Below are 25,789 nucleotides of genomic sequence, written 5' to 3' on the forward strand. Positions count from 1 at the left end.
CCGGGCTCACGCCCTCTTTGCTGTCGCCTGCGGCAAGGTTGCATCATGCAGCACGCACTGACAAGAGAGGATGAAGGCTAAGTGCTATAACCCCGTTATCGGCTACGCGGAGGATTTCTGCAGTTGGGGTGATAGGTGGTGTATTGACGCAGGCATAAGGCTCGCGTGTGTGGCGAGCAAGCTTGCTTGCGCTGGGGTGCGAAGCGCCCCCAAAAAGCCTGCGACTGCTGCGCAGCCGAACGCGAGCAAGCGCCCAGGCCACAGAAAAGCACCCCAAAAAAAGCCCCGCCAAGTGGCGGGGTTGAGGTACGAGCGTGGCGCTCGGAAATCGGTGCAGCCAGGCCTCCCCGATGAAAGGGAGGCCCGTTGAGGCTTACAGCAAGATGGTGCGGATGTCGTTCAGCAGTTGGCTCAGGCGCTGCGTGAAGCGTGCAGCGGCGGCGCCGTTGATCACACGGTGATCGTAGGACAGCGACAGCGGCAGCATCAGCTTGGGCTGGAACGCTTTACCGTCCCAAACAGGCTGGATAGTGGCCTTGGAAACACCCAGGATCGCCACTTCCGGCGCGTTGACGATTGGCGTGAAGCCAGTGCCGCCAATGTGACCGAGGCTGGAGATAGTGAAGCACGCGCCCTGCATATCGTCTGCGGTGAGCTTCTTGTCGCGGGCCTTGGCAGCCAGCGCAGCCGCTTCGGCAGCCAGTTGCAGCAGGCTCTTCTGATCAACGTTCTTGATCACAGGCACCAGCAGGCCGTCCGGAGTATCGACCGCAAAGCCGATGTTCACGTACTTCTTGCGAATGATCGCTTTACCGCTTGGCGCCAGCGAACTGTTGAAGTCCGGCAGCTCCTTGAGCAGGTGCGCGCAGGCCTTGAGCAGCAGCGGCAACACGGTCAGTTTCACGCCGGCCTTCTCGGCCACGGCTTTCTGCGCAACGCGGAAAGCTTCCAGGTCGGTGATGTCGGCCTGGTCGAACTGAGTCACGTGCGGAATGTTCAGCCAGCTGCGGTGCAGGCTCGACGCGCCGATTTGCATCAGGCGAGTCATCGGCACTTCTTCGGTTTCGCCGAAGCGGCTGAAGTCCACGACCGGGATCGGCGGAATGCCCGAACCACCGGTAGCACCGCCGGATGCCGGGGCTTCCTTGGCTTTGTGCATCATGGCTTTGACGTAAACCTGCACGTCTTCCTTCAGCACGCGACCGTGCGGGCCAGTGGCCGACACAGCGTTGAGCTCAACGCCGAACTCACGGGCCAGCTGACGCACGGCAGGGCCGGCGTGAACCTTGGCACCGCTTGGCGCAGGTGCAGCAGCAGGGGCCGGTGCGGCCTCGGCTTTTGCAGCAGGTGCCGGGGCGGCAGCAGCCGGAGCCGCCTCAGCCTTGGCCGCCGGAGCAGCAGCGGCTGGCGCCGGTGCCGCAGCAGGCGCAGCGCCTTGTACTTTGAGCTTGAGGATGAAGTCGCCAGTGCCGACTTCGTCTTCCAGCTTGACCGCGATGCTTTCCACCACGCCGGCAGCCGGCGATGGGATCTCCATGGAGGCCTTGTCGGACTCCAGGGTGATCAGCGACTGGTCGGCTTCGACGGTGTCGCCGACCTTGACCAGCAGCTCGATGATCTTGGCCTTGCCCGACGAACCGATGTCCGGGACGTGAATGTCCTGAACAGTGGCTTCGGCCGGAGCAGCGGCCGGGGCGGCAGGCGCCTCGGCAGCAGCAGGTTTTTCAGCCGCAGGTGCTGGTGCAGCAGCGGCAGCAGGGGCTGGCGCAGGGGCCGCATCAGCGGCACCTTCGATTTCCAGCTCCAGCAGTTCGTCGCCTTCTTTCAGGCGGTCGCCCAGCTTCACTTTCAGGCTCTTGACCACGCCGGCCTTGGGAGCAGGGATTTCCATGCTCGCCTTGTCCGATTCGAGGGTCAGGATGCTCTGGTCGGCTTCGACTTTGTCGCCGACCTTCACAAACAGCTCGATTACTTCACCTTCACCGCTGCCGATGTCAGGTACGCGAATGAGTTCGCTCACAAAAAATCTCCTCAGCAGTCCAGTGGGTTGCGTTTTTCCGGGTTGATCCCGAACTTGACGATAGCGTCAGCCACCACCTTAGGTTCGATCTCACCACGGTCAGCCAAGGCTTCCAGGGCTGCCAACACCACGAAATGACGGTCAACTTCGAAGAAGTGACGCAGCTTCTTGCGGCTGTCACTACGGCCGAAACCGTCGGTGCCCAGGACTTTGAATTCCTTGGACGGGACCCACTGGCGAATTTGTTCAGCAAATAGCTTCATGTAGTCGGTGGAGGCAATGACTGGACCCTTACGGCCGGCCAGGCACTCTTCGACGTAGCTCAATGCAGGCTTCTGACCTGGGTGCAGGCGGTTGTTACGCTCCACTGCCAGGCCGTCGCGACGCAGTTCGTTGAAGCTGGTAACGCTCCACACGTCAGCGCCGACGTTGAACTCGTCACGCAGGATCTTGGCTGCTTCACGCACTTCACGCAGGATGGTGCCGGAGCCCATCAGTTGCACGTGGTGCGCCGCTTCCTTGGTGTCTTCTTCGAGCAGGTACATGCCCTTGATGATGCCTTCTTCCACGCCGGCCGGCATGGCTGGCTGCTGGTAGGACTCGTTCATCACGGTGATGTAGTAGAAAACGTCCTGCTGCTGTTCGGTCATCTTCTTCATGCCGTCCTGGATGATCACCGCCAGCTCATAGCCGTAGGTTGGATCAAAGGTGCGGCAGTTCGGGATGGTGGCAGCCAGGATGTGGCTGTGACCGTCTTCGTGTTGCAGGCCTTCGCCGTTCAGCGTGGTGCGGCCGGCGGTGCCGCCGATCAGGAAGCCACGGGTACGGCTGTCGCCTGCTGCCCACGCCAGGTCGCCGATACGCTGGAAGCCGAACATCGAGTAGAAGATGTAGAACGGCAGCATCGGCTGGTTGTGGCTGGAGTACGAAGTACCGGCAGCGATGAAGGAGCTCATGGCGCCCGCTTCGTTGATGCCTTCTTCGAGGATCTGGCCCTTCTTGTCTTCTTTGTAGAACATCACCTGGTCTTTATCGACTGGCTCGTAGAGCTGGCCGACGGAGGAGTAGATGCCCAACTGACGGAACATGCCTTCCATACCGAAGGTACGGGCTTCGTCCGGGATGATCGGGACGATACGCGAACCGATTTCCTTGTCCTTGACCAGCTGCGCGAGGATCCGCACGAAGGCCATGGTGGTGGAGATTTCACGGTCGCCCGAGCCGTCCAGGATAGCCTTGAGGGTATCGAGTGGCGGTGTAGGAATGTCGAAGGACTTGGCGCGGCGCTGTGGCACGAAACCGCCCAGTGCAGTGCGACGCTCGCTGAGGTAGCGGGCTTCGGCGCTGTTTGGCTCTGGCTTGAAGAACGGCAGGTTCTCCAGCTCTTCGTCCTTGACCGGGATGTCGAAGCGGTCGCGGAACAGCTTCAGGCTTTCAACGTCAACCTTCTTGGTGTTGTGCGCAGTGTTTTTCGCTTCGCCGGCACCGGTGCCATAACCCTTGATGGTCTTGGCCAGGATGACGGTTGGTTGTTCTTTGTGGTTGACCGCTTCGTGGTACGCCGCATAGACCTTGTACGGGTCGTGGCCGCCACGGTTGAGTTTCCAGATCTCGTCGTCGGACAGGTCTGCAACCATCGCCTTGAGTTCAGGCGTGTTGAAGAAGTGTTCACGCACGAACGCGCCGTCGCGGGCCTTGTAGTTCTGGTACTCGCCGTCGATGACTTCGTCCATGCGACGTTGCAGGATACCGTCGACGTCCTTGGCCAGCAGTGGGTCCCAGAAACGGCCCCAGATGACTTTGGTCACGTTCCACTGAGCACCGCGGAACACGCCTTCGAGTTCCTGGATGATCTTGCCGTTGCCGCGAACCGGGCCGTCGAGGCGCTGCAGGTTGCAGTTGATGACGAAGATCAGGTTGTCGAGCTTCTCGCGGCCGGCCAGGGAGATGGCGCCCAGGGATTCCGGCTCGTCGCACTCGCCGTCGCCCAGGAAGCACCAGACTTTCTGCTTGCCTTCAGGGATGAAGCCACGCGCTTCCAGGTACTTCATGAAGCGTGCCTGGTAGATCGCCTGGATCGGACCAAGGCCCATGGACACAGTCGGGAACTGCCAGAAATCAGGCATCAGCCAAGGGTGCGGGTACGACGACAGGCCGCCACCGTCGACTTCCTGGCGGAAGTTGTTCATCTGGTCTTCGGTGATGCGGCCTTCCATGAACGCACGGGCGTAAACGCCTGGAGAGGTGTGGCCCTGGAAGTAGATCAGGTCGCCGCCGTGTTCGTCGGTCGGGGCCTGGAAGAAGTAGTTGAAGCCGATGTCATACAGTGTTGCGCTGGAAGCGAAGCTGGAGATGTGACCGCCCAGGTCAGAATCTTTCAAGTTCGTGCGCATTACCATCGCCATGGCGTTCCAACGTACCAGCGAGCGAATGCGGCGTTCCATGAACAGGTCGCCAGGCATGCGTGCTTCGTGGGTAACGGGGATGGTGTTGCGGTATGGCGTAGTGATGGCGTAAGGCAGTTGCGAGCCGCTGCGGGTCGCGAGTTCGCCCATACGGGTCATCAAATAGTGAGCACGGTCTTCGCCTTCTTTGTCGAGAACCGATTCCAGGGCGTCCAGCCATTCCTGGGTTTCGACGGGATCGAGGTCTTGCATGGCTTGCTCCAGGGCGGAAAGGCTACCAGAATCGGTTGCCTGAAGTTTGCGACTGGCCTTGTGGGCAGACGACATAAATTCTTGGATGGCCGAAGGTTGCTTCGGCGTCCTGTAGTTTTACTACAAATCGTCGGCCATTTCAGCCTTTCGAATGTATATACGAGTAGTAAAACTACACAAGACTGAGCGTATGGCTCGGTCTGGCTGGTGAGCATAATCGTTATAGTTGATCTTTTGCGAACAAGAAAAGGTGAAAGTTTGATGTTGCCTGCCAAGATTAATTTAATTTCAGCTATTTATAACCTTTGTTCGACAGTCCTTCACCGAGCGTGGTTCTTGCGTTCACAGCAACACGCCATTTACGCGCCGATCAAGGATAGACCATGAGCCTTCCAACACTCGCCGAATTACCGGCCATTCTCTTGCCTTTTGCCCAGCGGGCCGAGCAGTCATTTCGTGACGCAGCGGCCGCGCTGGACGACGATCATGGCCTTTCTGCGTGGACGCCGCAACGGTGGGCCGACTTTGCCCGCGTGTGCGCCGCCAGTGATTTTGTCATTGAACAGAGTCTGCGTGACCCTTTGATGTTGCTCGAACTGGTGGCGTGGGGCGAGCTGGACCGCGGCTTTGCGCCCGGCGAGCTGTGCGGCCACATCGCCGGTGCCGTGCAACAGGCCGAAACAGAAGATGAGCTGGGCCGCGTACTGCGTCGCCAGCGCACGCGCCAACAAGTGCGCATCATCTGGCGCGACCTGACCCGCCAGGCCGACCTGGTGCAAACCTGCCGCGACCTCTCTGACATGGCCGACGCCAGCATCGATCAGGCTTACCAGTGGCTGTACCAGCGCCACTGCGTGCAGTTCGGCACACCCACCGGCCGGCGCAGCGGTGAGGCGCAGCACATGGTCATCCTCGGCATGGGCAAGCTCGGCGCTGTGGAGCTGAACCTGTCTTCCGATATCGACTTGATCTTCGCCTACCCCGAAGGCGGCGAGACGGTCGGCGTGAAGCGCGCCCTGGACAACCAGGAATTTTTTATCCGCCTTGGTCAAAAACTGATCAAAGCCCTCGACCCGATGACCGTCGACGGGTTTGTGTTCCGTGTCGACATGCGCCTGCGCCCCTACGGCTCGGCCGGTGCCTTGGTGCTCAGCTTCAATGCGCTGGAGCAGTACTATCAGGACCAAGGCCGCGACTGGGAACGCTACGCCATGATCAAGGCGCGCGTGGTTGCCGGTGACCAGGTGGCCGGTGCGCAACTGCTGGATATGCTGCGCCCGTTCGTCTATCGGCGTTACCTGGACTTTTCCGCGATTGAAGCGCTGCGCACCATGAAGCAGCTGATCCAGCAGGAGGTGCGGCGCAAGGGCATGGCCGACAACATCAAGCTGGGCTCGGGCGGCATCCGCGAAGTGGAATTTATCGCCCAGGCGTTCCAGCTGATCCACGGCGGCCGCGACCTGAGCCTGCAACAGCGGCCATTGCTCAAGGTGCTTGGCACCCTGGAAGGCCAGGGCTATTTGCCGCCGGCGGTGATTGCCGAGTTGCGCAACGGTTACGAATTCTTGCGTTACACCGAACACGCCATTCAGGCGATTGCCGACCGCCAGACGCAAATGCTCCCGGACAGCCCGGAAGACCAGGCGCGCATTGCCTTTATGCTGGGCTTCGCCGATTGGGCCGCCTTCCACGAGCGCCTGATGTACTGGCGTGGTCGGGTGGGCTGGCACTTCCGTCAAGTCATCGCTGATCCTGATGAAGAAGAGGGTGAAGAAAGCGACTTGGTCGTGGGCGGCGAGTGGCTGCCGTTGTGGGAAGAGTCCCAGGACGAAGACGCCGCTTGCCGTCAGTTGGCCGAAGGTGGCTTTACGGATGCGCCCAAAGCCCTCAAAACTTTGGCCGGCCTGCGTGGCAGCCCGCAATTGCGTGCCATGCAGCGCCTGGGCCGCGAACGGCTCGATGCGTTTATCCCGCGTCTGCTGGCCCAGGCCGTCGAGCACGCCAACCCGGATCTGGTGCTGGAACGTGTGTTGCCGCTGGTCGAAGCCGTCGCCCGCCGTTCCGCTTATTTGGTGCTGCTCACGGAAAACCCCGACGCCCTGCGTCGCCTGCTGACCCTGTGCGCCGCCAGCCCCTGGATCGCCGAACAGATCACGCGCTTCCCGCTATTGCTCGACGAACTGCTCAACGAAGGCCGCCTGTTCAAGCCGCCATTGGCGCCGGAGCTCGCCGCCGAACTGCGCGAACGTCTCACGCGCATCCCGGAGGATGACCTTGAGCAGCAGATGGAGGCCTTGCGCCACTTCAAGTTGGCCCACCGCCTGCGCGTGGCCGCCTCGGAAATTGCCGGCAGCCTGGCGCTGATGAAAGTCAGCGACTACCTGACCTGGCTTGCCGAAGCCATCCTGGAGCAAGTGCTGGCCCTGGCCTGGCGCCAAACCGTGGCCCGCCACGGCTCGCCGCAGCGGGTTGACGGCACCTTGTGCGACCCTGGGTTCATCATTGTCGGGTATGGCAAGGTCGGCGGCATCGAACTGGGGCATGGTTCCGACCTGGACCTGGTGTTTATCCACGACGGCGACCCGCAAGCCGAAACCGACGGTGCCAAGCCGATTGACGGCGCGCAGTTCTTCACGCGCCTGGGCCAGCGGATCATCCACTTGCTGACCACCCAGACCAACTCCGGCCAGCTGTATGAAGTGGACATGCGCCTGCGACCTTCCGGCGCCTCCGGTTTGCTGGTGAGTTCGCTCGGTGCATTTGAGCGCTATCAGCAAAATGAAGCCTGGACCTGGGAACATCAGGCCCTGATCCGCGCGCGGGTGCTGGTGGGCAGCCAGGATGTGGGCCATGCATTCGAGCAGGTGCGCGCTAAAGTCCTGGGGCGCGAACGCGACTTGGCCAAGCTGCGCCAGGAGGTCAGCGAGATGCGCGCCAAGATGCGCGACAACCTGGGCACCAAGTCGACGGTGGCCGGCACCGGCGCCAATGCCTTCGAGCCCACGGCGGCGTTCGACCTCAAGCAGGACGCCGGAGGTATCGTCGATATTGAATTTATGGTGCAATACGCGGCTTTGGCGTGGTCTGCGCAACATCCATCGTTGCTGCGCTATACCGACAATATCCGCATCCTCGAGGGCCTGGAGCAGGTCGGGCTGATGCCCGCCGCCGATGCCCATCTGCTGCGCGAGGTGTATAAGGCCTACCGTTCCGCCGCGCACCGCCAGGCCTTGCAAAACGAGGCAGGCACAGTGGCCGGGGATCAGTTCGCCGACGAACGGCGCCAGGTAATGCGAATCTGGCAGGCGCTGGGGTTAAGCTGATACTCGATTAATTGAGCGATGCCAATCTAATGTGGAAACCGGCTTTATGTGGGAGCGGGCTTGCTCGCGAAGCAGGCGCTGCGGTCTGTCTGGTGGACCGCGGTGATGCTTTCGCGAGCAAGCCCGCTCCCACACAAAGCGGTTCCGTGGCTACCGCAACCTGGGGTAATTATCGATGCGGGGAGGCATAAGCCTCCCCGCATCGTTTGTGGAAACTACATGAATATTCTGATCGTTGGGCCCAGTTGGGTCGGTGACATGGTGATGGCACAGACACTGTTCCAGTGCCTGCGCCAGCGCTATCCAGACTGCCAGATCGACGTGCTCGCCCCTGAGTGGAGCCGGCCGATCCTCGAGCGCATGCCCGAGGTGCGCAAGGCCTTGAGCTTCCCGCTCGGCCACGGCGCCCTTGAACTGGCGACGCGTCGGCGCATCGGCAAATCCATGGCCGGCCAGTACGACCAGGCGATCCTGCTGCCCAATTCGCTCAAGTCGGCGCTGGTGCCGTATTTTGCCGGTATCCCTAAACGCACCGGCTGGCGCGGCGAGTTTCGCTACGTCTTGCTCAACGACGTGCGCACCCTCGACAAGGCGCGCTACCCGCTGATGATCGAGCGCTTCATGGCCCTGGCCTACGAGCCAGGTGCCCAATTGCCGACGCCGTACCCGCGCCCGAGCCTGCAGATCGACCCGGTGACCCGTGACGCGGCGCTGGCCAAGTTCGGCCTGCAGCTCGACCGCCCGGTGCTGGCGCTGTGCCCAGGCGCGGAGTTTGGCGAATCCAAACGCTGGCCGTCGGAGCATTACGCCAAAGTCGCCGAGATGAAGATTCGCGAAGGCTGGCAGGTGTGGCTGTTTGGTTCGAAAAACGATCACTCGGTAGGCGAAGACATTCGCCAGCGCCTGATTCCCGGCCTGCGCGAAGAAGCCGTGAACCTCAGTGGCGACACGTCCCTGGCCGAGGCCATCGACCTGCTGTCCTGCGCCGATTCGGTGGTGTCCAACGATTCCGGCCTGATGCACGTGGCCGCCGCGCTGAACCGCCCATTGGTGGCGGTGTACGGCTCGACCTCGCCAGGTTTCACCCCGCCATTGGCCGACAAGGTCGAAGTGGTGCGCCTGGGCCTGGATTGCAGCCCGTGTTTCGACCGCACCTGCCGTTTCGGCCACTACAATTGCCTGCGCCAGTTGCTGCCGCAACCGGTCAGCGATGCCTTGCAGCGGTTGCAGGGCTCTGTGGTCGAGGTTCGTTAGTTTGCGAGTATTGGTAGTCAAGACCTCATCCCTGGGCGATGTGATCCACGCCTTGCCGGCACTGACCGACGCGGCGCGCGCGATCCCTGGCATTCGCTTTGACTGGGTGGTGGAAGAAGGCTTCGCCGAAATCCCCACCTGGCACCCTGCGGTGGACAAGGTCATCCCGGTGGCGATTCGCCGCTGGCGCAAAAACATCTGGCAAACCATCAAGAGTGGCGAGTGGCGGCGCTTCAAGCAGGCCGTGCAGTCGACCAAATACGACTTGGTGATCGACGCTCAAGGCTTGCTGAAAAGCGCCTGGTTGACGCGCTACGTGCGTGCCCCGGTGGCCGGTTTCGACAAAAACTCTGCACGCGAACCCATCGCTGCGCGTTTCTACTCGCGCCGCCTGGCCGTGGCCCGTGGGCAGCATGCGGTGGAGCGCTTGCGCCAGCTGTTCGCTGTGGCGCTGGGCTATGACTTGCCCAAAGGGTTGGGCGATTACGGCCTGAGCACTGAAAAACTGCTCGGCCTGCCGCCGAAAAAACCCTTCGTATTGCTGCTGCACGGCACCACGTGGGACACCAAGCACTGGCCCGAAGCCTATTGGCGCGAGCTGGCTGAGCGCATGGGCCGCCTGGGTGTCGACGTGAAGTTGCCGTGGGGCAATGCCACCGAAAAAGCCCGCGCCGAACGCCTGGCGCAAGGGCTGCCAAATACCGAAGTGCTGCCCAAGCTGAACCTGGCCGGCGTGGCCCGTGTGCTGGCTGGTGCCCGCGCCTGTGTGGCGGTGGACACCGGCCTCGGCCATTTGGCCGCCGCGTTGGACGTGCCGACCATCTCCCTGTTCGGCCCCACCAACCCCGGCCTGACCGGCGCCTACGGCAAGGGCCAGATTCACTTGGCCAGCGACTTCCCGTGCGCGCCGTGCCTGCAAAAACACTGTACCTATCAACCAACGGCCGACGACCTGCGTCGGTTCGACATCAAGCGCGAGTCGCCCCTGTGCTTCACGCGTTTGAACCCTGAGCGTGTGGCAAGCCGACTGAGCACGTTGTTACTGGCTGAGGAGCTGCACTGATGCAACTGGCTTTTGTTCTGTACAAATATTTCCCCTTCGGTGGCCTGCAGCGCGACTTCATGCGCATCGCCCTGGAGTGCCAGCAGCGCGGCCATCAGATTCGTGTCTACACGCTGATCTGGGAAGGCGACATTCCGCCCGGCTTCGAAGTGCTGGTGGCGCCGGTCAAGGCGTTCTTCAATCACCGGCGCAATGAAAAGCTCAGCGCGTGGATGGAGGCTGACTTGGCCAAGCGCCCGGTCGACCGCCTGATCGGCTTCAACAAAATGCCCGGCCTGGACGTGTACTACGCCGCCGACGGCTGCTTTGAAGACAAGGCGCAAAACTTGCGCCACTCGCTGTACAAAAGCTTTGGCCGTTACAAACACTTTGCCGAGTACGAGCGTGCGGTATTTGCCAAGGACGCCAAGACTGAAGTCTTGATGATTTCCGAAGTGCAGCAGCCGCTGTTTATCAAGCACTACGGCACGCCGCTGGAGCGCTTCCACCTGTTGCCTCCGGGTATCGCCCAGGACCGCCGCGCGCCGCCGAATGCCGCCGAGATTCGCGAGGGTTTCCGCAAGGAATTCAACCTGGCTGACGACGACTTGCTGCTGGTGCAAATCGGTTCGGGCTTCAAGACCAAGGGCGTCGACCGCAGCCTGAAGGCTGTGGCCGCGTTGCCGTCGGAACTGAAAAAACGCACGCGGCTGTTTGTAATTGGCCAGGACGACCCCAAAGTATTCCAATTGCAGAGCGCCACGTTGGGGCTGGGCGATAACGTGCAGTTCCTCAAGGGGCGCAGCGATATCCCGCGTTTTCTGCTGGGCGCCGATCTGTTGATTCACCCGGCGTACAACGAAAATACCGGCACCGTGTTGCTTGAGGCTTTGGTCGCCGGCTTGCCGGTGCTGGTCTCGGCCGTGTGTGGTTATGCGCATTACATCAGCGAGGCCGATAGCGGCCTGGTGCTGGATGAGCCGTTCGAACAAGCGCAGCTCAACGCGTACCTGACGAACATGCTCACTGACACTGCACAGCGCGCGGCCTGGAGCCGCAACGGGTTGGCCTTCGCCGAGACGGCCGACCTCTACAGCATGCCGCAGCACGCGGCGGATGTGATTCTGGCGGAGCCAAAACGATGAAGTTGATGCTTGCCGAACCGTTCAAGACCCTCTGGGCTGGGCGTGATGCCTTCGCCGAAGTCGAGCGGCTGGAAGGCGAGGTGTACCGTGAACTCGAAGCGCGTCGCACCTTGCGCACCGAAGTGGATGGCCGTGGCTATTTCGTGAAGATCCACCGCGGCATCGGCTGGGGCGAGATCGTCAAGAACCTGGTCACCGCCAAGCTGCCGGTGCTCGGCGCAGGCCAGGAGTGGCAGGCCATCCAACGCCTGCAGGAAATCGGCGTGCCGACCATGACCGCCGTGGCCTACGGCGAGCGCGGCAGCAACCCGGCCGACCAGCATTCGTTCATCATTACTGAAGAATTGGCGCCGACAGTCAGCCTGGAAGATTTCAGCATTGACTGGCTCAAGCAGCCGCCCGAGCCGCGCCTTAAGCGCGCGCTGATCGCTGAAGTGGCGCGCATGACCGGCATGATGCATCGCGGCGGGGTCAACCATCGCGACTGCTACATTTGCCATTTCCTGCTGCACACCGATAAGCCGGTGACGTTTGATAACTTCAAGCTGTCGGTGATCGACCTGCACCGCGCCCAGACCCGCGACCGCATCAGCCATCGCTGGCGCGACAAAGACTTGGCCGCGTTGTACTTTTCGGCGCTGGACATCGGCCTTACGCGTCGCGACAAGTTGCGCTTCCTCAAGGGTTACTTCCAGCAGCCGCTGCGCCAGATCCTGGCCGAAGAAAATGCCCTGCTGCTGTGGCTGCAAACCAAGGCCGACAAGCTTTATGCACGCAAACAACGCTACGGGGATGCGCTCTGATGGCGGGTTGGAACCTGGAACCTGCTTACGCCGCCCTGGCGGATGATTTTGGCAGCCTTGAGGCGGTGTTTGCCCTGCAAGGCGAGCGCCTGACCCGCGACCCGTTGTCGGAAGTGATTCGGGTGGAGCGTGGCGGGGTCAATTACTACGTCAAGCGCTACGTCGGCGCCGGCAAAGGCCTGCGCCGCTACCTGGGCAAGCCGCGGGTGAAGTCCGAGTGGCAGAACCTCAAGCGTTTCGCCAAGTGGGGCATTCCTACTGCCGACGTGGTGGCTTGGGGCCTGGAGCGCAAGGGCCTGGCCTATGACCGTGGCGCGATGATCACCCGGGAGCTGCCGAAAACCGAAGACCTGTCAGCGCTGGCCGACCGTAACGATGCCTGTTTGAAAGACCCCAAGTGGGTCAATTCAGTCAGCCGCCAGCTCGCCGAATATACCCGCACCATGCACGAGCACCGCTTCACGCATAACGATTTGAAGTGGCGCAACCTGTTGGTCGACGACCAGCAAACCCTGTACTTGATCGACTGCCCCAACGGCGATTTCTGGCGCGGCTTCTGGCTCAAGTACCGCATTACCAAGGACCTGGCCTGCCTGGACAAGGTCGCCAAGTATCACTTGTCGGCCACTCAGCGCCTGCGTTTTTACATGCAATACCGCCAACGCACGCACCTGACGGCGTCAGACAAACAGCGAATTCGCCATGTGGTGAAGTTTTTCGAGGGACGCGAATGAGTGATTTCCTGGCGGCCGAAGACCGCGCTCTATTGGAGCGCCACGGCCTCGCAACCTTCGACGCCCTGTGGGCCAGGCAGCTGGACGCAGTGGACGAACCCAATACCAGCGAAGGCGGCTGGAGCAGCGTGTTTCGCCTCGAGCTCGAAGGCCAGGGGTACTACCTCAAGCGCCAGAGCAACTACTTGACGCGCACGCTGCATTCGCCGTTTGGCGAGCCGACCTTCGCACGTGAATTTCGCAATATCAGCCGTTATCAGCAGCTCGGTATCCCGGCGTTGCAGGCGGCGTTTTTTGGTGAGCGCAAGGTCAGCGGCGAGCGCCGTGCGATGCTGCTGACCCGCGCCCTCGACGGCTGGAATGACTTGGATTCGTTGCTGGAGCAGTGGTCGCAACTGAGCGACGCCCAGCACCGCGCGATCCTGCTGGCCTGCGGTCAATTAGCGCGGCACTTGCACAGCGTCGGGCAGGTGCATGGCTGCTTTTACCCCAAGCATATTTTCCTGCAGGCGGCCGGTGACGGTTATGCCGCGCAGTTGATCGACCTGGAGAAAACCCGCCCGCTGCTGTTCGGCCGGCGTGATCGAGTCAAGGACCTGGAGCCGCTGTTGCGGCGCGCGCCGCAGTGGTCAGACGCCCAGGTGCGGCAACTGCTGGCAGCCTACTTGGCGCAGCCTGAAGACAGCTCGCTGGTCACCGCCTGGTTTGAGCGCCTGACAGCGCGTCGCAGCCACAAGGAGAAGCGCTGATGCGTTTGTCCGAGCTGAAAAAAGCCGGCCGCACGCCCAGCCTGCCGCTGACCATCGAACTGGCGGACGCGGCAGGCGCCGGGCAGTTGCAATTGCTCAGCCTGCTGCGCGTGATGCCGGGCGAGCGCTATGTGGGCGCCGGCGTCTGGCGCGGGCGTACGGTGCTGGCCAAGTTACTGGTAGGCAGCAAAGCGGCACGCCACTTTCAGCGTGAGCTCAGCGGTGTGCGATTGCTCGCCGAGCAAGGCCTGACCACGCCGCTGTTGCTCGCCGATGGCTTGCAGGAAGGCGAGGGCGGCTGGCTGCTGTTCGAATTTATTGAAGGCGCCCAAAGCCTTGCCGAGGCCTGGCAGGCAGTCGAAGGTTTGCCGCCGCTGGCCGACGAACAAGCCGCCGTGCTCGCTGAAGCGCTGGCGGCGATTGCGCAGATGCACACCAAAGGCTTGTGGCAAGAAGACCTGCACCTGGACAACCTGTTGCGCCAAGGCGGCAAGCTGTACCTGATTGACGGCGCCGGGATTCGCGTGGAAGAGGCGGGCAAACCGCTGTCGCGCAACCGGGTGCTGGAAAACCTCGGCGTATTCTTCGCGCAGTTGCCAAAAAACCTCGCGCCGTTCACCGAAGAGTTGCTGGTGTATTACCTGCTGAGCAACGGCGAGCACGCCTTGCCGCTGGAAGCCCTGGAAAAGCACGTGCGCAAAGTCAGCGCCTGGCGCTTGAAGGACTTTTTGAACAAAGTCGGCCGTGAATGCACGCTGTTCAGTGTGGTGCGTGGTGCTTTTGCCTTGCGTGCGATTCGTCGTGAGGAAGAGGCCGCAATGCTGCCGGTGTTGGAGCAGGCTGATGCGTTGCTCGATCAAGGCCACCTGTACAAGACCGGTGGTGCGGCCAGTGTGGGCAAGGTCGAGGTGGCCGGTCGGCCGCTGGTAATCAAGCGCTACAACATCAAGGGTTTTGCCCATTGGCTCAAGCGCTTCTGGCGCCCGAGCCGTGCCTGGCATTCGTGGTGCGAAGGTAATCGCCTGGCGTTCCTTGGTATCGCTACGCCGAAGCCGCTGGCGGTGCTGGAAACGCGGTTTTTCTGGCTGCGTAGCCGGGCATATCTGGTGACTGAATTCTTGCCGGGGCCAGACATCATCGAGCGTTTCGCCCCGTATGTTGAAAACGGTGATGCACCCGAAAACGAACTGCTGGCGCTGGACCACCTGTTTGCCGAGCTGATTGGCGAGCGCATCAGCCATGGCGATTTCAAAGGCCACAACCTGTTCTGGCACGAAGACCGCTGGGCCTTGATCGACCTGGACGCCATGTGTCAGCACGGCTCAGTCGCCAGCTTCGCGCCAGCGTTTGCCAAGGACCGCGCACGGTTTATGCGTAACTGGCCTGAGGGGAGTGCGCTGTACCAGCTGATCGATCAGCGGTTGCCCAAAGAAGTGTGATGATGATCGTTCCCACGCTCCGCGTAGGCATGCATCCAGTGACGCTTTGCGTCACCTTGCACAAGGCGGGACGCAGAGCGTCCGGGGCGGCGTTCCCACGCAGAGCGTGGGAACGATCATTAAGTGACCTGGACGCCATGTGTCAGCACGGCTCAGTCGCCAGCTTCGCGCCGGTGTTTGCCAAGGCCGTGCGCGGTTTATGCGTAACTGGCCTGAGGGGCGTGCGCTGTACCCGCTGATTGATCAGCGGTTGCCCAGGGCGTAGCCAGCGCGTTGTACCTGCATCCACGATGCTGGCAGGGGGCTTAGAGTAGGAGTTCCTTCAAGTCCCTCCCGCTACGAGCAGTGCTGAATTGCTCTGGCGTTGTTGTGCACTAGTGTTTCTTGAAGTGTGCAGCCTATTGGAGGTGGATAATGATGTTTGGGTTTTGTGTGGCATTAAATTGATGTCGGTTAAGTATCTGGGCTATGGAAAGTTGAATAAAAAGAAAAGGCGATAAGTGTATGTGGGTGTGAGTGGGTTGGGCAGTGTTCAGTCAAATGTGTGTGTTTTTTTTCGTGTATGGTTTTGTATTGTTTTGGCTGTTGAGTTGTATTGAGTGTGTTGGGCTTGTGTTGTAGTTTTTGTGTGGGTCGCTGAATTTTAACGGGCCTTCGAAAATATTAATCTTATGAGGTACTACTATGTCTATGAGTGTTCGTGACGCCCTGCAGGGTGGTTGGACTAATTGCGGTATGGGCGGTGGTTTCAAGCGCCCGGAGGATGATAGTAATTCGACAGTTCAAAGTAAGCCTGGCAATAAAGCAGAGGCGAGTTACTCAGGTATCAACGTTGAACTCCCTCGGCAGCCTGGCCAAGTAAAGTTTTGAGCGATGGGTTGAAGGTGCTTCTGCTGTAGCAACATATTACAACGTCAGTTGTAATATGTTGGCAGGGGCGCCTGAACTTGGTTGCATAAAAAAGGGGCGCCGGCTTTGTTGTGCAAGTCGGCGCCGTTTTGTTTTTAAGTTTATATGATGATCGTTCCCACGCTCCGCGTAGGAATGCATCCAGTGACGCTCTGCGTCACCTTGCACAAGGTGGGATGCTGAGCGTCCGGGGCGGCATTGTCACGCAGAGCGTGGGAACGATCATTAGCCTGCCGACAACAGTTGCCTGACGCGTTACTCAGCCTTGACCAAGGTCGTACGGGTTTTATAAGTACCGTTGACCACGCTAAGGCTGGTGAAAAAGTACCCGTAGTCCTGCAGGTACACCTCGGTGCTGGTGGCGTTGTACTTTTCGCCCGTAATGGTGCATGTCAGCTCCTTGGCGCTGCCGCTCAGGGCCGAGTTGATTTTGCTCGCCGGGAGTTCGCGCGCTACAACGCAGTAGTAGTCGCGCGACAGCACGTGATCTTCTTCGCGGGTGCTGCGGTTAAGGTCTTTGGAGCTTAAACCCAGCGTCGTACCCACTGGCATCTGCTTCCAGTCACCGGTGAAGCTCAACTGTTGAACATGGGCGGCATTGGAAATATTCAGCCCCTCCCATTCGTATTGGCTCTGGAAGGTCAGGCTGATCAGTCCTCGAAAGGACGTGGTGTTTGAGGTTGTGTATTTCGACACGTTGCGAATGCGCAGTTGCCCGATTTCAGCGCCCGGCTCGATATACAGGTCGTTGAGTATGCGGGTGGAACTGTCCTGCTTTTCCACCAGATGGCGCAGTGGCTTGGTGGCCTTTGGCATATCCAGCGCGTTGATTGCACCCACCACATTTGCCGAGAGCGGCGGTGGCGTCAATGTTTCCTGGATCTTGGTGCGCGCAGTCGCCACCGGCAACTGTTCGAGCATTGGCGCGCAGGCGGCCTTGAGCAAGGCCTGGGTATCGGCTTCGGCCGCGCTGAAAGGCGCATCCTGGGGAGCGGTTTCGGTCTTGCCGAAGGTCACCACGTTGTTCTGGTTCAGGCCAAAGATTGCCAGCGTGCGGTAGGTCTGGCGACTGCAACTGAGCTGCCAATGCATGCGCGTTTGGGTGTAGGGCATCTTTTTGAACTTGTGGGTCAGAATGAGCGGCTCGTCGTAGGCGCCCCAGACCTGCACGCTCTCGCCGACGGCCTTCAGGCTGGCACGGTCAATCAGCAACTGGCGTTGAGTTGCGGCACCGCTGACGATGCGCCAGTCCGGGCGCGGCGTGCGCGCGCAAGCATCGATGAAGCCGGCATTATGTTGCAGGTTGCCGACCACGGCCGCCGTCAGTTCGCGCATCACGGTAAACCGCGTGGGCTGACCGTTGGCCGCCAACGTGCCGGGAGACTCCAGGTACATCAGGCTCGCGCTTGGAGTGGTGCAGGACGCCTGCACCTGGGCGATATCCGCCACTGTGGCGCCTTTGCCCGGTGTGAGCTGAACCTGATAGCTGAGGTTGTCACCGTCACGCAGTATCGAATCGGCCAGTGGCGGCCGTTTGAGCACTTCGCCAAACACCGGCTCGGCTTTGGCGCGGCTGTTCATGCTCTGAAGGCTGCAGCCACTGAGCAAGCTGAGGGCGACAACAACCGCGATGCGTTTCATGGGCGTGCCTTGCTGATAAAGGGAGTCGTGATGATCAAACGCTTTCGGCCGCCCCACACGCTTCTTGAGCGGTGCCAATCAGAACTGATACTCGGCACCAGCCCCCGCATACCACGACCGGCCCGGCGCGGCTTCGTAATAGCGGCTATTGCTGTCGCCGACGATCACTGAGCCCACGTATTGGCGATCCAGCAGGTTGTCCAGGCGCAGGGTCTGGTGGAAGGTCCAGTGCTCGACCTTCTGCTCGAAGCGCGCACGCCAGTTGAACACGCTGTAGCCCGGCGCGGCGCGTTGCTGGTTGGTGTCTTCGACATAGACCTTGCTGCGGTACATGCCCTCGATGGCGGTGCTGACCCAGTCGTGGGGCTTCCAGTTCAGCTCGGCGAAGAGGGTGGTTTGGGGCACGCCGGGGAGGTAGTTGCCTTTGTCGACGGTGGTGTTGCCGCCGCTGATGAAGTCGCTGTCATAAGTGGCTTGCAGGCGGGTGTAGGCGATGTTGGTGCTCCACTGTTCGCTCAGTTGGCTTTCCAAGCCCAACTCGAAGCCACGGCGCAAAGTACGACCGGCGTTCTGGTAGGTGGTGCGGCCGCCGCTGGATTGCTGCACGACCAGTTCATCTTCAGTGGTGATCTGGAAAAGGGCGGCGTTGAGGCGCGTGTCTTGGCCAAGCCGTGCCTTCACACCCACTTCATACTGCTTGCTGACCGACGGCTTGAGCGCAAAGTTGAAGCCGTTTGAGCTGCTGGAATACGCCGATTCGGCCTGGGTCGGCGTTTCGAAGCCTTTACCCGCGCTCACATAACCATGCAGGTCCGGCGTGAAGGCGTACATGACGCTGACCGAGGGCGTGTTCTTCTGGTAGGTCTTGTTGCCGCTGTCGTTGCCGTCGCTGAGGAAGTGGTCGCCCACGTCCATCTTCATGGTGCTGTGGCGCAGGCCGGCTTGCAGGGTCCAGTCGCCCAGCAGCCAGTTGGCTTGCACGAACGGGTCGAGGCTGGTGGCGGTGTCGATTTCGTCGCGGCCCAGGGCGCCTTTGACGCCGTGCACGCCGTTGAGGGTGTTGGAATAGCCTTGGCGATCATCCTGGCTGCGGTCGTAGTCGAGGCCGGTGATCAGGGTCAGGTCGCCGGGGGCGCTGGTGATGGGTTGCAGCCAGTGGACGGAGCCGCCGTAGAATGTGCGGTCGAAGTCCACCACGCCGCCGCGCTTGTCTGCAGGAGTGCCGCCGGGAATCGACAAATACTGAATCACACTCCGCCGCCCCGTATACGCAGTCACCTGCAACGTCGCATCGCCGATGTATCGCTCGTAATTCAGGCCCAATTGCTGATGATCGATACTTTTGCGCGTGTTGTACTGCAGCGCTTGCGGCGCCACCGAGCGCGGGTCCGCCTTGTATGCCGCCCAAGTCTGCCCCAACGGGTCCTGCGTGCCGTTCTGCTCCAGGCTGCTGTAGATCAGCGCGAGCTTGCTGTCGTCATCCGGCTCGACGTTCAGCTTGGCAAAGGTCTGGTCGCGACGGGCGCTGCTGTGGTCGCGGTAGCCGTCGGTGTCCATGCGCGAGGCGTCGAGCACGAAGCCGGCACCGTTGGCGGCGCCTTCGGCACTCAGGTGGTGCTTGCTCAGGCCGTCGCTGCCCACCAGGGTTTCAGCGCCGATGCGCGGCGGGCCTTCGCCGTCGCGGGAAAACATCTGGATCACGCCGCCGGCATTGCTGCCATATAAGGTGGCCGCCGGGCCACGCAGGACTTCGATGCGTTCTGCGGTGTCGAGGTTGAAGGTGGCGGCCTGGCCCTGGCCATCCGGGGTGCTGGCGGGGATGCCGTCGGCAATCAGCTTGATGCCGCGCACACCAAACGCCGAGCGGGCGCCGAAGCCGCGCGAGGAAATCTGCAGGTCCTGCGCGTAGTTCTGGCGGTTCTGCACCACCAGGCCGGGCACGCGGGACAGGGCTTCGGAGGCATTGATGCCGAGTTGACCGTCGCTGATCTGCGCGTGGCTGATGCTGTCCACCGAATACGGCAGGTCGAAGGTCGGGCTGGCGCTGCGTGAGCCGGTGACCACGCTGGGGTCGAGGGTCAGTGGCGCGTCGTCCGCCTGGGCGGTGTCGCACAGGGTGAGCAGGCCGGGCAGCAACAGGGTGAAGCGGGTGAGAATTTTCATGGGGGCAGCCGAAATACGGGGCGCGTAGGAGCTAAACGCGCAAAAGGGCGCGAGTTTAGTGGTTCAGGCGATATTAATCATTTGAGAATTTTCCTACGCTGTATTGGCTGCAACCTTACGAGGCAGTCAATTTCTACGATGTTACCGTGGCAGATTCTGCTAACAACAATGGTCAATGGGCCAATAGGGGGGGTCATGAGGAGTGTGTCGAAGATCATGTGGGTGGCTGTGTGCCTGGCGCTGGCCGGTTGTGGAACGATCAATACCGTCATGCGTGAAGAGGGGGTGGCTGCCCGCGAACTCAAGAGCCAGAAAACCTACTGTCAGACGATTCCCCGTGTGTACAGCGGTGTTGTCTACAACTTTTGCCAGCTCAACGGAGACCCAAATCCTCACGGCGTGTTTGGCGACCACGTGAACTTTGTACCGTTTGTCTTCGTGGACGCGCTGATTTCCGGGGTTCTGGACACTGCCCTTCTGCCGTATACGATTTATCGGCAAAGCACCGACGGCAGTATCCTAATTCGCTAAGGCCGCGCGCAAGGCTTGCCATCAGCACGGGGCTAATTACCACAGGGATATTCCCATCACGTTTACGCTATAATCCCGCCCTTTAGCTGTTTCTCGTCCAGGCGAGAGGCACACTTTTTTCAGGCGTAACCCGCCTGCATGCAGACTAAAAGAGGCTAGACCCCTGTGGCATTGACGATTCTTGGCCTGTCCGGCGCCCTTAGCCATGATCCTTCCGCAGCCTTGTATATCGACGGCAAGCTGATCGCGGCCGCCGAAGAAGAGCGCTTCGTACGCGACAAACATGCAAAGAACCGCATGCCCTACGAATCGGCGAAGTTCTGCCTGGAACAAGCCGGCATCAAGCCTTCCGACGTTGACGTGGTGGCGATCCCGTTCGCCCCGATCAGCCTGTTCGGCGAGGCGCGCTGGCACTACGCCAAGCGTTACTGGTATGCCCCGGACCGCGCCCTCGACGCGATCCTGATGGGCAACCGTCGCTACAAGCGCTATCGCAACAAGATCGTCTGGTGCCTGGAGCAACTGGGCTTCGATCCGAAGAAAATCAAGATCGAGCCGGTTGAACACCACCTCGCCCACGCTTCCAGCGCCTACCACTGCTCGGGCTTCCAAGAGAAGACCGCGATCCTCGGGATCGACGGCAAGGGCGAGTACGCCACCACGTTCTTCGGCTACGGCGAAAACGGCAAGATCCACAAGATCAAGGAATTCTACGATCCGGACTCTCTGGGCGGCCTGTACGGCGCGATCACCGAGTTCCTCGGTTTCGAGATGCTCGACGGTGAGTTCAAGGTCATGGGCATGGCGCCGTATGGCGATGCCAGCAAGTACGATTTCTCGCGTTTGGCCTCCTTTGAGAATGGCGAGCTGGTGATCAACACCGACTACGCCAACGTCATCGGCCTGCGCCGCTACAAAGAGAAGGGCAAGGGGTTCTACTTCTCGCCAAAACTGATCGAGTGGCTGGGCCCCAAGCGCGAAGGCGACATCGCCGACGAGCCGTACATCCACTACGCGGCCAGCATGCAGGCGCTGTTCGAGAAGCTGGCCCTGCAGATGATCGACCACTACCTGGGCGACATCCTCAAGGACACCGGCAAGCTGGCCTTCGCGGGTGGTTGCGCGCTGAACGTCAAGCTGAACCAGAAGATCATTGCGCGTGACGACGTCAAGGAGCTGTTCGTGCAGCCGGCGTCCGGCGATGCCGGCACCGCCGTTGGCGCGGCCGCTTACGTGTCCCACGCCCGTGGTGTACCGGTGGAGAAGATGGAACACGTCTATCTCGGCCCGTCCTACAGCAACGAAGACGTGATTGCCGCGTGCGCCAAGCACGCGAGCAAGCCGGTGTGGCGCAAAATCGAAAACATGCCTAAACGCATCGCCAAGATCATGGTCGACGGTAACCCGGTGGCCTGGTTCCAGGGCCGCATGGAGTTTGGCCCGCGTGCGTTGGGCGGTCGTTCGATCATCGGTTGCCCGAGTGCTACCGGCGTGGCGGACCGTATCAACCACCAGATCAAGTTCCGCGAGCGCTGGAGGCCTTTCTGCCCGTCGATGCTCGACACCGTGGCCCCGCAGATGATCAAGGTCGATCACCCGGCGCCGTTCATGACCTTCACCTTTGAAGTGTCGGAGGAGTGGAAGACCCGTGTGCCGGAAGTGGTGCATGAAGACGGCACTTCACGCGCCCAGGTGCTCAAGCGCGAATACAACCCGCGCTACTACGACATGATGAAAGAGCTGGAAGTACTGACCGGCAACGGCGTGTCGCTGAACACCTCGCTCAACCGTCGTGGCGAAGCGATGATTTGCTCGCCGACCGACGCGCTGAACATGTTCTTCGGCTCCGACCTGCAGTACCTGATCATGGAAGACATCCTGGTCGTCAAAGACGGCGTGGACCCTTATGACTCGGTCGGCTGAGCGCCACGTCCTGCAGTTCTGCCACGGCTATGACGGGCCGTTTCTGGATTGCGCGCGGCAGTACGCGAGCCTGTTCGCAGGCTCCGGCTACAAAGTGACCACCGTGTTTCTCACCGGGGTCGCTGACCCGGAAGTTGCCGCCGGTTGTGCCTCGGACGACGTGTTGTTCATGGAATTCAGCTCCAAGGCCATTCGTGGCCTGAAGCTGGGCGCCATTGGTGAGCTGCGCAAGATCGCTGCGTCGCGCAACTTCAGTTTCTGCATCGCTCACCGGTTCAAGCCGATCTATATCGCCTTGCTCGGCACGCGCCTGCCCGTGATCGGTGTGCACCATGCCTTTGGTGATTATCAGCGCCGCAGCCGCAAGCTGTTTGCGTCGATTTTCCGCAAGCGCCTGAGCCTGCTCGGTGTGTCCGACGCGGTGCGTGATGACATGCGCCGCTGCTTGCCGGCTTGGCCTGCGGCGCGCATCCAGACCTTGTATAACCGCATCGATGTCGAGGCCATGCAGGCCCTGCAGGTCTCGGCCGATGAGGCGCGGGATGCCTTGGGGCTGTCGCCGGACGAGTGGGTGGTCGGTAACGTCGGCCGTCTGCACCCGGACAAGGACCAGGCCACGTTGCTCAAAGGCTTTGCCTTGGCATTGCCGCATTTGCCGGCGCAGAGTCGCCTGGCGATCCTCGGCACCGGGCGACTGGAGAAAGACCTCAAGGCCTTGGCCCGCGAACTGGACATTACCGAGCAGGTGCTGTTCCTCGGCCAGGTGCCGGATGCGCGCCGGTATTTTCGCGCGTTCGACGCCTTTGCCCTGAGCTCCGACCACGAGCCGTTCGGCATGGTGCTGCTGGAGGCGATGGCCGCCGGTGTGCCGTTGCTGGCAACGTCCTGCGGTGGCGCCCGGGAAGTGGTCGAAGGCGTGGGGATTCTGTTTCCCTTCGGTGATGCCGAACACCTGGGCCAAGGGCTTCGGCACTTGGCGGCGATGGATCGTCAACAGCACCAACAGTGCGCCGAGATGATGCTGGAGCGCTTGCATGAGCGGTTCTCGGATCAGGCGGTTCGCGCTGCCTTCTGGGCACTGCCGCACGTTACTGAACTGACCGCGAGGGCTTGATGCTCAATCGATTCCAAGGCTGGCGCGAGCGTGGCTGGTCCGTCGTTGATGCGTCCACCTACAGCGATGCCTGGCAGCGTTACGGTGGCAGTGTTGCCACCCATCCGCAGGTGGTTGAACGGCTGGCCGGGCTGGCTGAAATCCCTGTGCGCTACTTGGCGTGGGAACAGGGCGGCGAACTCAAAGCCTGTATTGCGACCTGGGGACGGGACTTGGCGTTGTCCAAGGACGTACTTAAACGGCATGGCAAGAAGGGCTTGTTCGACTTGGGCAATGCCGAGTTGATCCTGCCGGCCGCCGCGGACGCCCAGGCCCCTTTGCGTCATCGCGCGCGTTACGTGTCTGCCCTGAATGAAGGCCGGTTTGCCGGCCTGAAGCTCCAGGGCGAGCAATTGGCCATGGCGCGTACCCCGGAAGAATTGTCGAAGAAGTTTCGCTATAACCAGCGCCGCGAGCTGCGCCTGCTGGAAGAGGCGGGCGGTGTGGTACGGCCGGTGCAGGATTTCTCCAGTGCCGAGCTGGCGGCGATTTACTGCGATTTGTTCCAGCGCCGCTGGGGCTTCCCCGCCACTGGCGCCGAGCGCATGGCGCAGGTCATCGACTTGCTGCGGGAGTGGTTGATCGGCTCGGTGATTTTCCTCAACGATGCGCCGATTGCCATTCAGTTGGTTTACCGCGTTGAAGCCCCGGAGTGGATCAGCGTCGAGTACATCAACGGCGGCGTTGACCCTCAAACCCGCGCGTTCAGCCCGGGCAGTGTGCTCAGTTTTCTCAATACGCAAAGTGCCTGGGAGCAGGCGCGTGAAGCCGGCAAGCCACTGCGGTTCTCGTTTGGCCGGGCAGACCGCGAATACAAGGACCGTTGGTGCAACCCTGTACCGGTATTCAACGTATGACTGAGTCGACGAGCCGTAAACAGGCGCTGCTCAAGCGCCACCGCCGCACTAAGCGCATCAGCCTGCTGATCGGTCTGCTTCTGTTGATTGGCGTGGGTGTGCTGGTGGCCTGGTGGCTGCCGCTGGTGTTGGCAGTGCTGGCCTGGGTGGCCCATGAAGCCTGGTTTGCCGACCACCTGTTTTACTCGCCCAAGGACGACTACCAGTATCAATTCGCAGCGGATACCGAGCAGCCCAAGGTCACGCTGGTCAACGGCCGGTTGGTAGTGGACGAGGCGCTGGAATTGGCTGGCAATGAGACTCTGATCCTCGCGCTGCGCCTCAAGAGCAATGTGTTGGGCCGCTTTATCGACCCGTTTATTGCATTGCCGGGGGCTGATCGCCAAGTGTTCGAGCGTGGCGTTGATGGCCTGCGCTATCTGAACCTCACCGGCCAGACGCAAGCGTTGCTCGATGGGCAACTGCGGCTCCAGGCTCGCTTCTGCCGAGTGCAGGGCGCGCCGGTGTTGTCGGTATTTCGTCAGCCCGATGTGCGCGAGCAACGGGTGATGGTGATTGCGCCGCATGCCGATGATGCCGAGTTGGCCGCTTTTGGCTTGTACAGCCAGGCGGCGCAGCCCTGGATCGTGACGTTGACGGCCGGCGAAATCGAAGCCGAGCACTACCAGCACATGGGCCTGGGCAAGCCTGAGGCTGCGCGCCTCAAGGGCCGTTTGCGCGCCTGGGACAGCATCGCCGTGCCGCGTTGGGCTGGAGTGGCGCAGGAGCATTGCGTACAGCTGGGGTATTTCTGCCTGCAATTGGCGGCGATGAAGGCCGAGCCTGCGCGTGCCGTGGCTTCCCGCGAGGCCGAGTTGAGCGACATCCGCGTATTCCGCCAATTCAACCCGTTCCCGTTGCCGGCGGATGCCGATGGCCAGCCAACCTGGAACAACCTGCTGGCCGACCTGCGCGCGGTGCTGCTCATGGCCCGCCCCGAGGTCATTGTGCTGCCGCATCCGGTGCTCGACCCGCACCCTGACCATATCTGCGCGCAGCAAGCCGTATTGGAAGCCTTGCAGGGGCTGGAATGGCAGCCGACTACGTTGCTCGGTTACGCCAATCACCTGCATGACAATGACCGCTGGCCGATGGGCGATTCAGGCAATGGTATCGCTTTGCCACCATGCTTTGATTCGACGTACACTTTGCAGCCTTATTGCTTGCCGTTGTCCGAAGACCGGCAGTGTGACAAGGCTATGTCGCTTGGCATGATGCATGACTTGCAACCCCGGATGCCGTTCAAGCGGCGCGTGCGGCGGGCCATACAGCGCTTGCTGGCTGCAAGGGCCGTCTCGCCCTGGGGTGAGAATGAGTTCTTCCGCAAGGCCATTCGGCGGCATGAACTTTTTTGGTTCATCAAGCACAAGTAACGTTAAACATCGTGGTGGAGCGCTGAGCGCCCCC

General features: G+C 61.2%; 17 protein-coding genes and 1 pseudogene. 14 read left to right on the forward strand and 4 right to left on the reverse strand.

Translation table 11 applies throughout. From position 1 onward, the window contains the following. Positions 1 to 373 precede the first annotated feature (373 nt). Together aceF and aceE are read right to left on the reverse strand one after the other, a co-directional pair. A complete protein-coding gene (gene aceF / locus ACA065_RS02340) occupies positions 374 to 2,020 on the reverse strand; it encodes a dihydrolipoyllysine-residue acetyltransferase (RefSeq protein WP_497693145.1) in 1,647 nt (548 codons plus the stop codon). 11 nt (positions 2,021 to 2,031) lie between these two features. Continuing rightward, positions 2,032 to 4,677: a pyruvate dehydrogenase (acetyl-transferring), homodimeric type gene (aceE, locus tag ACA065_RS02345; protein WP_497693146.1), complete on the reverse strand. Its 2,646-nt coding sequence runs from the start codon at positions 4,675 to 4,677 to the stop codon at positions 2,032 to 2,034. 383 nt (positions 4,678 to 5,060) lie between these two features. Between aceE and glnE the strand changes: the two genes are divergently transcribed. From glnE to ACA065_RS02390, 9 genes and pseudogenes are all read left to right on the forward strand, one after another. Next, entirely contained in the window at positions 5,061 to 8,000 is a 2,940-nt protein-coding gene (gene glnE, locus ACA065_RS02350) for a bifunctional [glutamate--ammonia ligase]-adenylyl-L-tyrosine phosphorylase/[glutamate--ammonia-ligase] adenylyltransferase (protein WP_497693147.1), read from the forward strand. A gap of 219 nt (positions 8,001 to 8,219) precedes the next feature. Further along, complete coding sequence (gene waaF / locus ACA065_RS02355; RefSeq protein WP_497693148.1) at positions 8,220 to 9,254, forward strand: lipopolysaccharide heptosyltransferase II; 1,035 nt, start codon at positions 8,220 to 8,222, stop codon at positions 9,252 to 9,254. 1 nt (position 9,255) lies between these two features. Continuing rightward, entirely contained in the window at positions 9,256 to 10,317 is a 1,062-nt protein-coding gene (gene waaC, locus ACA065_RS02360) for a lipopolysaccharide heptosyltransferase I (protein ID WP_497693149.1), read from the forward strand. After that, entirely contained in the window at positions 10,317 to 11,441 is a 1,125-nt protein-coding gene (locus tag ACA065_RS02365) for a glycosyltransferase family 4 protein (RefSeq protein WP_497693150.1), read from the forward strand. The genes waaC and ACA065_RS02365 overlap by 1 nt, the downstream gene beginning before the upstream one ends. Then, on the forward strand, positions 11,438 to 12,244 hold the full coding sequence (rfaP, locus tag ACA065_RS02370; RefSeq protein ID WP_497693151.1) for a lipopolysaccharide core heptose(I) kinase RfaP: 807 nt from the start codon (positions 11,438 to 11,440) through the stop codon (positions 12,242 to 12,244). The genes ACA065_RS02365 and rfaP overlap by 4 nt, the downstream gene beginning before the upstream one ends. After that, positions 12,244 to 12,978, forward strand: a complete 735-nt coding sequence (locus tag ACA065_RS02375; protein WP_497693152.1) for a lipopolysaccharide kinase InaA family protein — start codon at positions 12,244 to 12,246, stop codon at positions 12,976 to 12,978. The genes rfaP and ACA065_RS02375 overlap by 1 nt, the downstream gene beginning before the upstream one ends. Continuing rightward, positions 12,975 to 13,727 carry a lipopolysaccharide kinase InaA family protein gene (locus tag ACA065_RS02380; protein WP_497693153.1) on the forward strand — a complete coding sequence of 251 codons (753 nt, stop codon included), beginning with the start codon at positions 12,975 to 12,977 and terminating at the stop codon, positions 13,725 to 13,727. Before ACA065_RS02375 ends, ACA065_RS02380 begins: the two co-directional genes overlap by 4 nt. Then, positions 13,727 to 15,166, forward strand: a complete 1,440-nt coding sequence (locus ACA065_RS02385; protein WP_497693154.1) for a lipopolysaccharide kinase InaA family protein — start codon at positions 13,727 to 13,729, stop codon at positions 15,164 to 15,166. The genes ACA065_RS02380 and ACA065_RS02385 overlap by 1 nt, the downstream gene beginning before the upstream one ends. A 116-nt stretch (positions 15,167 to 15,282) precedes the next feature. After that, positions 15,283 to 15,431: pseudogene (locus ACA065_RS02390) on the forward strand (lipopolysaccharide kinase InaA family protein); the annotation flags it as partial. Between the two features lie 899 nt (positions 15,432 to 16,330). Here ACA065_RS02390 and ACA065_RS02395 read toward each other — a convergent pair. Together ACA065_RS02395 and ACA065_RS02400 are read right to left on the reverse strand one after the other, a co-directional pair. Further along, positions 16,331 to 17,716 carry a surface-adhesin E family protein gene (locus ACA065_RS02395; protein WP_497693155.1) on the reverse strand — a complete coding sequence of 462 codons (1,386 nt, stop codon included), beginning with the start codon at positions 17,714 to 17,716 and terminating at the stop codon, positions 16,331 to 16,333. A gap of 78 nt (positions 17,717 to 17,794) precedes the next feature. Continuing rightward, positions 17,795 to 19,879, reverse strand: a complete 2,085-nt coding sequence (locus ACA065_RS02400) for a TonB-dependent receptor family protein (RefSeq protein ID WP_497693156.1) — start codon at positions 19,877 to 19,879, stop codon at positions 17,795 to 17,797. Positions 19,880 to 20,074: 195 nt separating this feature from the next. Between ACA065_RS02400 and ACA065_RS02405 the strand changes: the two genes are divergently transcribed. The 5 genes from ACA065_RS02405 to ACA065_RS02425 all read left to right on the forward strand — a co-directional run bounded on the left by ACA065_RS02405 (position 20,075) and on the right by ACA065_RS02425 (position 25,755). Beyond that, positions 20,075 to 20,410, forward strand: a complete 336-nt coding sequence (locus ACA065_RS02405) for a YceK/YidQ family lipoprotein (RefSeq protein WP_497693157.1) — start codon at positions 20,075 to 20,077, stop codon at positions 20,408 to 20,410. 165 nt (positions 20,411 to 20,575) lie between these two features. After that, complete coding sequence (locus ACA065_RS02410; protein ID WP_119737974.1) at positions 20,576 to 22,333, forward strand: carbamoyltransferase family protein; 1,758 nt, start codon at positions 20,576 to 20,578, stop codon at positions 22,331 to 22,333. Beyond that, positions 22,317 to 23,447, forward strand: a complete 1,131-nt coding sequence (locus tag ACA065_RS02415; protein WP_497693158.1) for a glycosyltransferase — start codon at positions 22,317 to 22,319, stop codon at positions 23,445 to 23,447. The genes ACA065_RS02410 and ACA065_RS02415 overlap by 17 nt, the downstream gene beginning before the upstream one ends. Next, positions 23,447 to 24,343, forward strand: coding sequence for an antimicrobial resistance protein Mig-14 (locus ACA065_RS02420; protein WP_497693159.1), 897 nt, complete (start codon positions 23,447 to 23,449; stop codon positions 24,341 to 24,343). The genes ACA065_RS02415 and ACA065_RS02420 overlap by 1 nt, the downstream gene beginning before the upstream one ends. Beyond that, the gene (locus ACA065_RS02425) at positions 24,340 to 25,755 is read left to right on the forward strand and encodes a PIG-L family deacetylase (RefSeq protein ID WP_497693160.1); all 1,416 of its coding nucleotides are present in this window, start codon (positions 24,340 to 24,342) and stop codon (positions 25,753 to 25,755) included. The genes ACA065_RS02420 and ACA065_RS02425 overlap by 4 nt, the downstream gene beginning before the upstream one ends. Positions 25,756 to 25,789 lie beyond the last annotated feature (34 nt).

It is taken from the genome of Pseudomonas sp. LBUM1640 (assembly GCF_059716225.1).

Coding starts and splice junctions, on each gene's coding strand:
- aceE (WP_497693146.1), bottom strand. CDS start 4,677: ATGCAAGACCTCGATCCCGTCGAAACCCAGGAATGGCTGGACGCCCTG.
- glnE (WP_497693147.1), top strand. CDS start 5,061: ATGAGCCTTCCAACACTCGCCGAATTACCGGCCATTCTCTTGCCTTTT.
- waaF (WP_497693148.1), top strand. CDS start 8,220: ATGAATATTCTGATCGTTGGGCCCAGTTGGGTCGGTGACATGGTGATG.
- ACA065_RS02365 (WP_497693150.1), top strand. CDS start 10,317: ATGCAACTGGCTTTTGTTCTGTACAAATATTTCCCCTTCGGTGGCCTG.
- rfaP (WP_497693151.1), top strand. CDS start 11,438: ATGAAGTTGATGCTTGCCGAACCGTTCAAGACCCTCTGGGCTGGGCGT.
- ACA065_RS02375 (WP_497693152.1), top strand. CDS start 12,244: ATGGCGGGTTGGAACCTGGAACCTGCTTACGCCGCCCTGGCGGATGAT.
- ACA065_RS02380 (WP_497693153.1), top strand. CDS start 12,975: ATGAGTGATTTCCTGGCGGCCGAAGACCGCGCTCTATTGGAGCGCCAC.
- ACA065_RS02385 (WP_497693154.1), top strand. CDS start 13,727: ATGCGTTTGTCCGAGCTGAAAAAAGCCGGCCGCACGCCCAGCCTGCCG.
- ACA065_RS02395 (WP_497693155.1), bottom strand. CDS start 17,716: ATGAAACGCATCGCGGTTGTTGTCGCCCTCAGCTTGCTCAGTGGCTGC.
- ACA065_RS02400 (WP_497693156.1), bottom strand. CDS start 19,879: ATGAAAATTCTCACCCGCTTCACCCTGTTGCTGCCCGGCCTGCTCACC.
- ACA065_RS02405 (WP_497693157.1), top strand. CDS start 20,075: ATGAGGAGTGTGTCGAAGATCATGTGGGTGGCTGTGTGCCTGGCGCTG.
- ACA065_RS02415 (WP_497693158.1), top strand. CDS start 22,317: ATGACTCGGTCGGCTGAGCGCCACGTCCTGCAGTTCTGCCACGGCTAT.
- ACA065_RS02420 (WP_497693159.1), top strand. CDS start 23,447: ATGCTCAATCGATTCCAAGGCTGGCGCGAGCGTGGCTGGTCCGTCGTT.
- ACA065_RS02425 (WP_497693160.1), top strand. CDS start 24,340: ATGACTGAGTCGACGAGCCGTAAACAGGCGCTGCTCAAGCGCCACCGC.